The organism is Streptomyces sp. LBL (assembly GCF_029893585.1).
GTDB lineage: Bacteria > Actinomycetota > Actinomycetes > Streptomycetales > Streptomycetaceae > Streptomyces.
Map to the genome: position 1 here is coordinate 112,582 of NZ_JARXYX010000015.1, position 12,694 is coordinate 125,275.

Here is a 12,694-nt window from a genome sequence, read left to right on the forward strand (position 1 = left end):
GGACCGGCACGGACAGCGGGAGACGGTCGGCATGAACAGCTGGATCACGGACTGGCAGCGCAGCGAGCGTCTGCCTCACTACACCCGCGCCAACGCGGGCGAGACGCTCCCCGAGCCGTGCAGCCCGCTGGGCTGGTCCCTGGTGTGGGGGCGCGGCCTGCACGGCTGGCGCAACGGTTTCGTCGGCTTCGGCGTCTACCGCGAGGAGGAAGTGGCCGGCCCCCGTCCCCCGTTCGTCGGGATGTTCGGCGGCTACTTCTACCTCAACCTCTCCCACATGCGGCTGTTCGGGATCCGCATGGGGCAGACCGCCGACCAGATCGACACGGCGTTCGTCGGCCGGCGCTCCGACACCCCGGTGTACGTGGCGCACCCGGAGGACGAGGACGCGGAACTCACGGCCAAGGCCGGGGCGACGGTCCAGCGGATGCTGGGACAGACCGACTTCCCCGAAGCCGACGCCGACCAGGAGCGGCTGCGCCGCATCCGCCGCGCGCGGCCCGACCTGGCGCGGCTGTCCGACGCGGAGCTGGTGGCGCACGCACGCTCGCTCCTCGACGACGTGGAGATCACCTTCCAGCGCCATGTCGAGTCGTCACTGCCCGCCTCCGTGGGACCGGCGATCCTCGGTCCGCTGTGCGCGGGCCTGGACCGCCCCGGCGCCCTGCTGGACCTCATCGGCGGACTCGGTGACGTCGACTCCGCCTCCCCCTCGACCGGGCTGTGGACGCTGTCCCGGCAGGTGGTGGCCTCGGCCGAACTGACCGCGCTGTTCGACCAGGGGCCGGCCGCGGTGGAGCGGGCCCTCGACGGGGCGGGTGGGGACGTGAAGGCGTTCCGTGACTCCTTCGAGGAGTTCCTGGCCGCCTCCGGCGACCGCGGCCCCAACGAGTGGGACATCCACGCGCTGTCCTGGGAGGCCTCGCCCGTCCAGGCGCTGGCCCTGGTCGACCGGATCCGGCACAGCGCCGACGACGACTCCCCCGCCGAGCGCCACCGCCGGCTCGCCGAGCGCCGCACGACGGCCGCTGCGGAGATCCGGGCGGCGCTCCCGGAGGACGTGCGGCCGGTGTTCGATGCCGGGATGCACGCCGCCCAGGTGTGGATCCCGGCCCGCGAGCGGACCAAGGCCAACTGCGTGTCCGTCATCAACGAGATCCGGATGGCGGTACGGGAGCTGGGCCGCCGTGGGGTCGAGGCGGGGCTCTTCGCGGAGCCCGAGGACGTGATGATGCTGCTGGACACCGAGCTCGACGACTATGTCGCCGACCCGGGCGGCTTCGGGCCCGTCATCGCCCAGCGGCTCGTGGAGTACGCCGGTCTGCGCGAGCTGGAACCGCCGTTCTTCGTCGCGGCGGACGCACAGACCGAGATCGACGCCTGGCCGCGACGCAGCGAGGACGGAATCGCTGCCGCCGCGCAGAGCGATGTGCTGACGGGCGTCGGCGGCAGCCAGGGCATCTACACCGGCAGGGTACGGGTGGTCTCCGACCCGGCCTCGTGCGAGGCGCTGGAGCCGGGCGAGGTGTTGGTGGCGCCGATCACGGACGCCGCCTGGACCCCTCTGTTCCTGGTCGCCGGAGCGGCCGTCGTGGATGTGGGCGCGCTCAACAGCCACGCCGTCGTGGTCTGCCGCGAGCTCGGCATTCCGGCCGTCATCTCGGTCGAAGGCGGTACGCGGCGGCTGCGGGACGGCATGGTGATCACGGTCGACGGCACCAAGGGCACGATCACCGTGGACAGCGTCCCGGCGCCACTCGGCGTCTGAACGGCCCGCGGGCCCGTCGTTCCTTCCTGACAGAGAGCGACGGGCCCACGGGCATGAGCGTGGACATGAGTGTGGAAAGGACCACCGTGGCAGAGGAAATCATCGTCGCCGGCTGGATGGACTACGAGCCCGCGGATCGGGACACGATGCTCAGGCACCTCCTCGAGGTCGGGAAGCGCACCCGTGCGGAGGAGCCAGGCTGCCTGGACTACGCCATGACGGCGGACCCCACTGACGGACGCCGGATCCGGGTCTACGAGCGATGGGTGTCCCAGGAGGCCCTGGACGAGCACTTCACCACGGCGCACATCAGGGAGTTCCGGGCGGTCACGTCCGCGCCGGCCCGGGTGGGGGCTTCCCTCAAGACCTTCAGCGTCGCGGTGGCTCGTTCCCTGCGATAGACGCCTCTGGAAATTTTTCTCAAAACGGCGGAACAAACGCATTCAAGGACAAAGTTCTAATATCTACATGAGAGCGAACATTCCCGTCTAACGATGAGCGACCGGACGGGCCGTCGGCGCCGCGATGAGAGAAGTGATCCGCATGGGCATGGTGGGGGATTCCATCGGTCCCTCACGCGCCCGTGAGCGGTTCCTGGAAGAGGGGCTGGTCGAGGGGGGCGTACGGGAGCCGATTCTGAGTTCCTGGCAGCGCTCCGCGCTGCTGGGTCTCTCGCCCGACCAGTCCGAGCTCCCCTACCGCGAGGACATCGATCTGGACGGCCGGCTCGTGCACGCGGCCAAACCGGTGCTCGACTGGCTGCAGTCCCGGTTCGCGGGCCGCCGCATGAACGTGGCTCTGGCCGACGCCAACGGGACCGTGTTGCAGCGTCGCTTCGGCATGGCGTCCATGGTCAGGCACCTCCCCCCCCTTCCAGGTCATTCCGGGGTTCGTGTTCGCCGAGGAGGTCGCCGGAACCAACGGCATCGGTATCGCACGCGCGGAACGACGGCTGTGTCACGTGTTCGGCGCCGAGCACTTCGCGGAGCGCTCACAGTCGAATGCCTGCTCGGCGATCCCCGTGCATGACCTGCTCAGCGGAGCTGTCGAGGGCATCCTCTCCCTCGGATGCTCGCGAACCGACGCGGATCCGACGATGGACACCGTGATACGCGAGGCGGCCAACGCCATCGAACGGCGACTCCTGGCGGAGAGCTCGGCCCGGGAGCGCGGCCTGCTGAGCGCCTATCTCGACGCCAGGCACCGTGGGCCGGCCGGGGCGGCGACGGGCGGGGACGGGCAGCTGATCCCGGTGGACGAACTGATGCACAGCGGTCTCGACCAGCACGATCGGACGATCCTCAAGGAGAAGGCCGCCGAGCTGATCTCCTCGGCCCAGCGGGCCGGCGTCGAGGTGCCCCTCTCCCACGGCTGACGGGTCGTCCTGCTGAGCCATGTCATGACGAACGCCTCCGGGGTGGAGGGCGTCGCCGTCGAGGCGGTCCTCCCCGACGACTCGGCGGGGCAACCGCCCGCCGTACCTGCGCACCCGTCGGGTGCGCCGCTCGGCCGCAGTGCACCGGAAGACGGGAGACCTGCCGTCCTGCCACCCGGGCCCCCCGGCGACGGGATGCCCATCCGGGCCGCCGCCGAGGCGGAGAAGGTGGACGTCTCCTGGAACGGCCCCACCACCGGACCCGCGGCCGTGCCGGGCAAGACGCTCGTCTACGTCGCGCAGACCATGACCAACCCCGGAGTCGCGGGCGTCGCGAACGGCCTGCGGGAGGCCGCGAAGGTGATCGGCTGGAAGGTCAGGGTCATCGACGGGCAGGGCACGCCCGCCGGCATCCAGGCGGCCCTGAGCCAGGCGGTCGGCGTCAAGCCCTCCGGCATCGTCCTCGGCGGCTTCGATCCCCGTGCGACGTCGGCGCAGGTCGCGCGGGCGAACGCGGAGGGTATCCCGCTCGTCGGCTGGCATGCGGTCGACTCCCCCGGACCGAGCAAGCACCCCGACCTCTTCACCAACGTCACGACCCAGGTCGAGGACGTCGCGGACATCAGCGCCGACTGGATCATCGCGCACTCCGACGGCCGGGCCGGTGTCGTCGTGTTCACCGATGCCTCGATCCCCTTCGCCAGGAACAAGTCCCAACTGATCGAGAAACGCCTGGCCACCTGTGCCGACGTGCGTCTTCTGGCGTCCGAGAACATCCCCATCCCGGACGCGGGCAGCCGCACTCCCCAGGAGGTCTCCTCCCTCCTGTCCCGCTTCCGCGGCAGGTGGACGTATTCCGTCGCCATCAACGACCTGTACTTCGCCGACGCCGCGCCCGCCCTGCGCGAGGCCGGCCGGAAGGGCTCCGGCCCCCCTTTCAACATCGGTGCCGGGGACGGCGATCCGTCCGCCTTCCAGCGCATCAACAGCAGGCAGTACCAGGCCGCCACCGTCCCGGAGCCGCTCACCGAGCAGGGCTGGCAGATCGTCGACGAGTTCGACCGGGCCTTCGCCGGCCGGTCCGCCAGCGCATACGTCGCTCCGGTCCACATCTCCACGGCCGGCAACAGCAGCGGAGCGAGGGCCTGGGACCCTCCCGGCTACCGCGAGGCGTACCGCAAGATCTGGGGCAGGTGAGAGGCGGTGCGGCAGGCGGGGAGGCTCGACCGCGTCTCCCGTTGTCTTCTCCGCGCCCTCCGCACCCCCGCCCGCCATGCCCTCCACGCTCGCAATCAGCTGTACGGATCCTGGGCCAGCCGGACCAGCATCTTGCCCACGTTGCCACCGTCCAGCAGGGTCAGCAGGGCCTGAACCGCGCTGTCGAGACCGTCGGTCACCGTCTCGCGGGCGGTGACGCGGCCCGAGCGCAGCCAGTCGGCGACCCGGCTCTCGAACTGTGGCCGTAGGTCGTCGTGGTCGCGGACGATGAAGCCGCGCAGGGTGAGCCGTTTGAGGACCGCCTGGATCAGCTGGTTGATGTCGGTGGACCGCCGCTCGCCCCCGAACTGCGACATCATGCCGCACAGGGCGATACGGCCGCCCGTCCGCAACGCGTGCAGGGCGGCGGCGAGTTGCTCTCCGCCGACGTTGTCGAAGTAGACGTCGATGCCGTCGGGGGCCAGCCGGGCCAGGGCCTCACGCACCGGCTCGGCGCGGTAGTCGGCGGCTTCGTCGTAGCCGAACTCCTTGACCAGCAGAGCGCACTTGTCCGGCCCACCGGCGGTTCCGACGACGCGCTCCGCGCCCAGCAGCCGGGCGAACTGTCCGGCGGCGCTGCCCACGGCTCCGGCCGCCGCCGACACGAAGACGGTGTCGCCGGGACGCACCTCGGCGATCCGCACGAGCCCGACGTAGGCGGTGAAGCCGGTCTGTCCGAGCAGCCCCAACCAGGTGGGCAGCGGGGCGAGTCGGGGGTCGACACGGCCGGCGGCATCGGTGTCCGCGGGGTCGAGCACGGCCCACTCCCGCCAGCCGAGCTGGTGGCGCAGGAAGGTGCCCGGTGGTACGGAGGGGCAGCGGCTCTCCTCGACGACGCCGAGGGCCCGGCCGTCCAGCGGCGATCCGGGGGTGAAGTTGTGCGTGTAGTGCTTCTCGGTGCTCTCCAGCCGCCCGCGCATCGACGGGTCGACGCTCATGTAGAGGTTGCGGACGAGCAGCCGGCCTTCGCCGAGCGGCGGGAGCGGGCGTTCCTCGACGGTGAAGTCGCGGAGCGCCGGCGCTCCTTGCGGCCGGCGCACCAGGCAGACCACCCGGGTGGTGCGGGGCGACACCGGCTCACTCCTCCGGCTGCCGGCCGCCGCGCCGTCGGGCGAGGCGGCCCACCCAGCCGGCCAGCTGGAGGTCGGCGTGGCGCAGTTCGCCGGACTGCCAGCGGGCCTGGAAGTCGAAGATGCCCTGCGCCCCGGTCCTGGGGTCGGTCACCTCCACCAGCCCGTCCTCCGTGAGCCGGTACACCTGTCCGGTCAGCGGATGGGTCACTTGCTTGGCGTTCACGGCTCACTCCTGCGGTCTGCGGCGTACGCCGCGCTTGGTCACGGTCACCGGGCCCTCGACCCGGAGCCGGCAGGCGAGCCGGGTCAGGCCGTCCACCGGTCTGCGCAGGGCCTCGATGCCCTCGCGCTCCAGCGGGCCCACGGGAGAACAGTTCTCGGCGCCCTCCTCGACCTGGACGAAGCAGGTACGGCAGGTGGCCTTGCCGCCGCAGACGGTGGGCCAGCGGTAGCCGAGCCGCTGGGCGGCGCTGAACAGGTCCTCGCCGTCCCGCACCGCCAGCTCGACACCCAGGGGCCGGACCGCGACCCGGTGGGTCACGGTCACCGGTTCATCCACCGGTCGAGCGTCTGGTTGAAGTGGCGGATGCGGCTCTCCTGGTAGTTGGCCAGGGTGATGCCCGGCTTGCGCATCGTCTTCAGGCCCTGCTGGACGTACGGGAGGTTCTCGCAGTCCTGGTCGAAGACGGGCCCGAGCACACCGAGTTCCGGGATGTCCGCGAAGAGCATGTCGTCCGGCACCCAGCGGATCCTGACGGGCGGCGGCATCTCGCCGGCCTGCTTCGGAGCCGACATGAAGATGATCTCGGCGGTGCAGGAGTCGGGGTCGAGGCCATTCGGCCTGAACCGGTAGATGATGTTGGACTTGGCGCCGCCCCAGGGATTGAAGTTGGGGAACAGCAGATAGTTGATGGCGTCCAGCAGTTCGGTGTCGGCGGTCTGCGAGAAGTCCTGCTGCGAGGTGGCCGCCAGTTGTGCGCGCATCCGCTCGGCGAGGACCTGGCGGGCGGTGCCGCCGGGCGGGATCGCGGGTATCTCGTCCCCCTCCCGCATCACCAGGTCGCGGCCCTGGGCGGCCGCGTAGAAGGCACGCGAGTCGTAGAACGTCTCCAGGACGTCCTCCTCCGTGACCGAGTCGGCCACGTGCGGGCTGGGGGCGCCCTGGATGTTGATCATGCGGTTCCAGTGCGGCTGGTCCGCCATGACGTCGTACTGGGAGTTGGCGTCGGCGAGCCACGGCAGCATCTGCGGGTGTGTGGCGATCACGTGGAAGGACTCGATGAACGCGTCCTGGGCGATCTTCCAGTTGCAGGGCAGCACCTTGGCGATGTGCAGCGACTTGTAGCGGTCCTGCAGCGGCCAGATGTAGTAGTCGTCGAACGTTCCGCGGTAGGTCTCGAAGGGCTCCGCGTACGGGTCCATGGTGATGAAGACGAAGCCGCGCCAGGTGGCCACCCTGGCCTCCGGCAGAGCGAACTTCTCCGGGGCGACGTGGGGAAAGTCCCAGGCGCAGGGCGGGGTCTGCAGGGTTCCGTCGAGGTTCCAGGCGAAGCCGTGGAACGGGCAGCGGAACTCGCCGACGTTGCCGCCGCCGGTGCGCAGTTTGCGGCCGCGGTGCAGGCACGCGTTGATGTACGCCCGGATCTCGTCCGGTGCCGTGCGCACGATGATCAGTGAGTCGTCGCCGATCTCGTAGATCTCGTGGTCTCCGACCTCGGGGATCTCGCTCTCCAGGCAGGCGAACTGCCAGACACGGCGCCACACCTGGCGCATCTCGCGCTCAGCCCATTCCCGGGAGGTGAAGCGGGTCGTGTCGATGTCCTCGCTGCCGAGGTGGTCGTTGTGGACGTGCCTGAGAGCGGCGGGAACCGGCCGGCTGTCCCGGTCGAGGTAGTCCTGGACGCTGGGCCCCGGGCACCGCGCCGTGCCCCACTCCGACGTGTCGTCCATCTTCTCTCCTCATCCAGAAACTTTATAGTGAGTGTAGTTATTGGTCGCGGCGGGGAGCAAGACTCACGACATCACCGGGGCACCACAGGACCCGAAACACCGAATACCGACATGCTCCACCTTGAATTTGTTGCGACCACCCCCTCCCCAAGGCCGACGGCGCGTGCCACACTCCCTCGCACCCGAGGCTGTAGAGCCTCACAAGTTTCTGTTCGGTTTGAGGCAAGGTCCGCCCGGTCTCCCGCCACAGCGCCGCCGATCTGCCCGACGGCCCGCGCCGTACCCCACGACGGCGATCCGACCAACCGCTCGATCAGCTGAGTGTGCCGTCCCGGCCCGGGCGGCACAGGATCCGCCGGCACGGCACCGGTACACCGCGGACGTGGGAACGACGCGGGCCGCTGCAGTGCGGGCACACACCACGGGAGTACTCAAAGATGAGTTCCAGACCCGGACGCGCGGTCCGTCGCGCGCTCACCGCGATCGTCCCCGTCACCACCCTGCTCGCCCTGACGGCGTGCGGCGCCGAGACGACTCCGGCCGCCGATACCGCGAAGGCGGCGGCTTCGGACGCCCCCGGCCTGACCGCGGCCCGGAACGCCCTGCGGACGTACTCGCAGCGCCCGGACAAAATTCCCGTCACCCAGCCGGTGGGCAAGAAGATCCCCGCGGGCAAGAAGATCGACTTCATTCTGTGCGGCGTCCAGTCCTGCAACGACCTGGCCGATTTCTTCACCGCCGCGGCCGACCAGCTCGACTGGAAGGTCAAGCAGATCTCCACACAGGGCACCCCGGAGTCCGTCCAGGCCGCCTACGAGACGGCGCTGCGCGACAAGCCGGACGCCGTCGTCGCCTCCGGATTCCCGCGCGCGGTGTACGCCAAGCAGCTGGCGCAACTGAAGGCAGCCGGTATCCCGGTCATCCAGTCGAACGCCGACGACGTGGTGGGCGACGGTATCGAGCTGCTGAAGAACGGGCCGAAGGAGGTCGGCGTCCAGGGCGAGATGCTCGCCTCGTGGGTGGTGTCCGACAGCGGTGCCCAGGCGGACACCGTCTACTTCGATCTGCCCGCCTACACCATCCTCAAGCCCGTCAAGGACTCCTTCGCCGCCAAGTACAAGCAGTGGTGCCCGGGCTGCGCACTGGACACCGTCGACGTGCCGATCACCTCGATCGGCAAGGACATCCCGGACCGCGTGGTGTCGTACGTCCGCTCGCACCCGAAGGTGACCCACATCGTCTTCTCGCTGGGCCTGCTCAACGTGGGCGTCCCGGCCGCGCTGAAGACCGCCGGCATCACGGGCAAGCACATCGCCGTGAACGTCGGTGACGCGCAGAACTACCAGTACATCCACAGCGGCCTCAGCGACGGCGCGATGGCGCTGAACTCGCACGAGACCGCCTGGCTCCAGGCCGACGCGCTGGCCCGCCGCTTCACCGGCCAGTCCATGGACGTGGACCAGAAGGCGGTGCTGCCCAACATGTTGATCACCAAGGACAACCTGTCGTTCGCTCTCGGTGATTTTCCGCTCGTCAAGGACTACCAGGCGCAGTTCGAGGCGCTCTGGGGCCTGAACTGACCGACCCGGGCCCCCGCCGCCGGCGACGTGCCGACGGCGGCGCCCTTCATGGAGGGAGCAGCAGTGCACGCTGACACGTCACCGCGGAGCACGCGGGGGCCGGCCGTTACCGACGAGAACGAGGGGCCGGTGCTGCGGGTGTCCGGGCTGTCGAAGCGCTTCGGCGGAACCCAGGCGCTCAAGGACGTCGACCTGGACATCGCGCCCGGTGAGATCCACGCGCTGATCGGACCCAACGGTTCCGGCAAGTCGACCCTCATCAAGATCCTCGCCGGCTATCACCACGCCGAGGCCGGAGCGGTCGCCGAACTGGACGGTGAGGCCTTCGACCTGGGCCAGGTCACCGGCTCGCGACACGACCGACTCCGCTTCGTCCACCAGGAGCTGGGGCTGGTCGGCGAGTTGAGCGCCACGGACAATCTCGCGCTCAGTCGCGGCTTCGCCCGTACCGCTGTCGGCAACATCCGCTGGTCGGAGATGGAGCGCCGGACGACCGCCCTGGTCGAGCGGTTCGGCCTCGGTATCGACGTGCGCCGCCCCCTGTCCACGGCCACCCCGGTGCAGCGCGCGGTGGTGGCCATCGCCGCCGCCCTGCAGGGCTGGGAGGGCCGCCGCGGCGTTCTGGTGCTCGACGAGCCGACCGCCGTGCTGCCGCCCGGCGAGGTGGCCCGGCTCTTCGACATCGTGCGGGAGATCCGGGACGCCGGGGCCGGTGTCCTGTACGTCTCGCACCGCATGGACGAGATCTTCGCGCTGGCCAACCGGGTCACCGTGATCCGCGGCGGACGCCGGATCGCCACCCGCCCGGTCGCCGAGCTCACTCCCCGGTCCTTGGCGGAGCTGATGGCGGGTGAGGAGAGGGAGACCGCGTACCGGCCGCGGCTCCCTTCCGCTCCCGCCGAGGCCGTGTCCGCTCCCACCGAGGCCGTACTGGAGGTCCGCGACCTGTGGGCCGGCCCGCTGCGCGGTATCGGCTTCGACGTCGCCCGGGGCGAACGGCTGGGCATCACCGGCCTGGTCGGCTCCGGTCACGAGGTGGTGCCGTACGCGGTGTGCGGGGCGTACCCGGGGCCGGTGCGCGGGAAGATGCGGCTGACGGAGCGCTCCGGGCGGTGGGTCGACGCACGGGAGGCCGGCGCGCTGAACATCCCGTTGGTGCCCGCCGACCGGGCGGGTGAGGGCGTGATCGGCGACTTCTCGGTCGGGGAGAACCTCACCCTCCCCCTGCTCGACCGGCTCCGCGCCCGGGCCGGACGGCTGCACCGGAGCCGCGAGTCCGCGCTGGCCGACGAGTGGATCCGGCGGGTGGGGGTGCGCACGGCCGGTCGCGGCGCCCGGATCACCACGCTGAGCGGCGGCAACCAGCAGAAGGTCGTCGTGGCCCGCTGCCTGGCTCAGCGGCCGCCGGCACTGGCACTGTGCGAGCCCACCGCGGGCGTCGACATCGCGACCCGCCTCCAGTTGTACGAGCTGATCGAGCGTCAGGCCGACGACGGGATGGGCGTGATCGTGTCCTCGTCGGACACGGAGGATCTGCTCGCCCTGTGCACCCGCGTCCTGGTGGTACGGGACGGCCGGATCGTCAGGGAGATCAGCGGTCGGGACATCACCGAACGCGCGCTGGTCCACGCCACGGAAGGAACCGAGTGACATGACATCCACCCCGACCCGGGCCGCCGAGCTCCGGCCGAGCGGATCGGACGAGCCGCCGATGCCCCCGGCAGGGCCACTGGGCGCGATGGCCCGGCGGGCGGCGGCCGCTCTGTCGTTCCGCACCATCGGCTCCGCCTACGTGTGGCTGCTGATCGCCGTCCTCTTCTCCGTATGGGCGCCGGACACCTTTCCGACCGTCACCACCGTCAAGCAGGTCCTCAACGGCAACGCGGTGGCCGGGCTGGTGGCGCTCAGCGTCGTCCTTCCGCTGGCCGCGCGGGTCTTCGACCTGTCGGTCGCCTACACCATGTCCCTCACCAGTGTCCTGACCGCGTATTTCCTGGTCTCCACGGGCCTCGGCCCGGCCACCGCGATCGCCCTGTCGATGACCGCCGCCCTGCTGATCGGGGTGGTCAACGGGATCGTCGTCGTGGTGCTGCGGGTGGACTCCTTCATCGCCACGCTGGCGACCGGCGCGCTGATCCAGTCCCTGATCACCATGGTCACCAACGACACATCCATCACCGGGGTCCAGCTGCTGGCCACACCGTTCTCCAGCATCGCCCAGCTGGACGCGGGCGGCATCACGCTGCCGGTGCTGTATCTGCTGCTCGCCGCGACGGCCATCTGGTTCCTACTGGAACACACCGCGAGCGGACGCCGGTTGTACGCGACCGGCTTCAACGCGGACGCGGCGCGTCTGCAAGGGGTGCGCACCGACCGGCTGCGTTTCCTGACCCTGGTGGCGTCCGCGCTGCTGTCCGGTTTCGCCGGCGTCGTCTTCGCGTCCTCGGTGGGCTCCGGATCGCCGACCGCGGGCACCCCGTATCTGCTGTCGGCGTACGCGGCGGCCTTCGTCGGGGCGACCCAACTGCGCGCGGGCCGGTTCAACGCCTGGGGCACGGTGATCGCGGTACTGCTGCTGGGCACCGGCATCACCGGGCTCGGCCTCGCCACCAGCGCGCAGTGGGCCGCGAGCCTGTTCACCGGCTCGGTCCTGATCGTCGCGCTCGTCCTCACGGGCGGACGGATCGCCCTGCCCGCGGTGCTGCGCCGCCGCAGGCCGCCGCACCATTCCGCGAGTTCGACAGTGGACGGCTCCGGGGCTGTCCCGGCCGGGGAGGGGCCGAGGTGAAAGGGGTTCAGTAGTGGGTCCGGGGCGGCGGGGGCGAACCCCACGAGGGCGGTACCGCCCCCTCGGTGCCGCCCCTCGGTGCCGCCCCTCGGTGCCGCCCCTCGCTCAGCGACCCACCGGATCCTCCGCCAGGCTCCTCGCGCCCACCATCCGCTCCACGCAGCGGCCCAGCACCGTCAGGAACTCCGGTGTCTCCCAGGGCCCCCGGTCCACGCGCCCCGTGTCGTCCACGCCCAGATCCCGCACGTCGTACCGCCCGCGGCAGTGGCCGAGAGTGAAGTAGCAGACCTCGCCGAGGCCATGGCGCTTGAGGTACAGCACGGGACGGGGTGCGTCGTCGAGCGCCGCCGTGTCGCCCTCGGCGAACCCGCGGCACGGCCCCGTGTACTCGGCGTGCAGCAGCACGTCCAGCTCTCCGTGCAGTGCGCACACGTACAGCTCGTCGGTGACCGTGAACGGCTCGATGCCCTCGACCAGGGGATGGTCCGGCCGGGTGACCCGTACCTGGTACGGCTCGATGGGCGGGTGGGCCAGGAACTGGCTGCCGAGCACACCGGCCAGGTCGCCGAACAGCCGCGGGGTGGTGAAGACCCGGGGTTGCCCGGCGCGCGGTGCCTCGATCACCGAGTTGGTGCCGTGCAGGGCGAGCCAGCGCCCGCCCCGCTCCACGAACCGTGCCAGCGCGGCCCGTTGGGACGGGCGGGGCCGTACGTCGCAGGTGTAGGTCACCAGCAGGTCGGCCTGCTCCAGCGCCGGCAGGCAGTCATAGTCCTGCTGGACAGTGGTGTGAACCCGAGGGTGGTCGCCGAGCATCTGGAGCAGCCGCAGCCGCGCATAGTCGAAGTCGTGCCACTTCCCGCCGCAGACCAGTACGGCGTCCAGGCGGCCCGCCGAGCCCGCCAC

Annotated in this window: 12 protein-coding genes; 7 read left to right on the top strand and 5 right to left on the bottom strand. The window is 70.8% G+C overall.

Annotated features, from left to right (window positions below; all coding sequences use genetic code 11):
• The first annotated feature begins 31 nt into the window (after positions 1 to 31).
• From M2271_RS19760 to M2271_RS19775, 4 genes are all read left to right on the top strand, one after another.
• Positions 32 to 1,768: a PEP-utilizing enzyme gene (locus M2271_RS19760; protein ID WP_280888579.1), complete on the top strand. Its 1,737-nt coding sequence runs from the start codon at positions 32 to 34 to the stop codon at positions 1,766 to 1,768.
• A gap of 86 nt (positions 1,769 to 1,854) precedes the next feature.
• Positions 1,855 to 2,169, top strand: a complete 315-nt coding sequence (locus M2271_RS19765; protein WP_280888580.1) for a putative quinol monooxygenase — start codon at positions 1,855 to 1,857, stop codon at positions 2,167 to 2,169.
• A gap of 479 nt (positions 2,170 to 2,648) precedes the next feature.
• Positions 2,649 to 3,143 carry a hypothetical protein gene (locus M2271_RS19770; RefSeq protein WP_348539179.1) on the top strand — a complete coding sequence of 165 codons (495 nt, stop codon included), beginning with the start codon at positions 2,649 to 2,651 and terminating at the stop codon, positions 3,141 to 3,143.
• Positions 3,144 to 3,167: 24 nt separating this feature from the next.
• Positions 3,168 to 4,340, top strand: coding sequence for a substrate-binding domain-containing protein (locus M2271_RS19775; RefSeq protein ID WP_280888582.1), 1,173 nt, complete (start codon positions 3,168 to 3,170; stop codon positions 4,338 to 4,340).
• Positions 4,341 to 4,435: 95 nt separating this feature from the next.
• Here M2271_RS19775 and M2271_RS19780 read toward each other — a convergent pair whose 3' ends face one another.
• From M2271_RS19780 to M2271_RS19795, 4 genes are read right to left on the bottom strand one after another with little or no spacing between them, the layout of a single operon-like run.
• On the bottom strand, positions 4,436 to 5,473 hold the full coding sequence (locus M2271_RS19780) for an NADP-dependent oxidoreductase (RefSeq protein ID WP_280888583.1): 1,038 nt from the start codon (positions 5,471 to 5,473) through the stop codon (positions 4,436 to 4,438).
• A gap of 4 nt (positions 5,474 to 5,477) precedes the next feature.
• Positions 5,478 to 5,696 (bottom strand): transposase, encoded by a 219-nt coding sequence (locus tag M2271_RS19785; protein WP_280888584.1) that lies wholly within the window; start codon positions 5,694 to 5,696, stop codon positions 5,478 to 5,480.
• Positions 5,697 to 5,699: 3 nt separating this feature from the next.
• The gene (locus tag M2271_RS19790) at positions 5,700 to 6,020 is read right to left on the bottom strand and encodes a 2Fe-2S iron-sulfur cluster-binding protein (protein WP_280888585.1); all 321 of its coding nucleotides are present in this window, start codon (positions 6,018 to 6,020) and stop codon (positions 5,700 to 5,702) included.
• Positions 6,017 to 7,423 carry an aromatic ring-hydroxylating dioxygenase subunit alpha gene (locus M2271_RS19795; protein ID WP_280888586.1) on the bottom strand — a complete coding sequence of 469 codons (1,407 nt, stop codon included), beginning with the start codon at positions 7,421 to 7,423 and terminating at the stop codon, positions 6,017 to 6,019. Before M2271_RS19795 ends, M2271_RS19790 begins: the two co-directional genes overlap by 4 nt.
• Before the next feature lie 437 nt (positions 7,424 to 7,860).
• Here M2271_RS19795 and M2271_RS19800 point away from each other — a divergent pair, with 437 nt between their 5' ends.
• The 3 genes from M2271_RS19800 to M2271_RS19810 all read left to right on the top strand — a co-directional run bounded on the left by M2271_RS19800 (position 7,861) and on the right by M2271_RS19810 (position 11,791).
• Positions 7,861 to 9,003, top strand: coding sequence for a substrate-binding domain-containing protein (locus M2271_RS19800; protein ID WP_280888587.1), 1,143 nt, complete (start codon positions 7,861 to 7,863; stop codon positions 9,001 to 9,003).
• A gap of 63 nt (positions 9,004 to 9,066) precedes the next feature.
• Complete coding sequence (locus M2271_RS19805; RefSeq protein ID WP_280888588.1) at positions 9,067 to 10,653, top strand: sugar ABC transporter ATP-binding protein; 1,587 nt, start codon at positions 9,067 to 9,069, stop codon at positions 10,651 to 10,653.
• A 1-nt stretch (position 10,654) separates the two neighbouring features.
• The gene (locus M2271_RS19810) at positions 10,655 to 11,791 is read left to right on the top strand and encodes an ABC transporter permease (RefSeq protein ID WP_280888589.1); all 1,137 of its coding nucleotides are present in this window, start codon (positions 10,655 to 10,657) and stop codon (positions 11,789 to 11,791) included.
• Between the two features lie 105 nt (positions 11,792 to 11,896).
• Here the strand turns inward: M2271_RS19810 and M2271_RS19815 are convergent, their stop codons facing one another.
• Entirely contained in the window at positions 11,897 to 12,694 is a 798-nt protein-coding gene (locus M2271_RS19815; RefSeq protein ID WP_280888590.1) for a ThuA domain-containing protein, read from the bottom strand.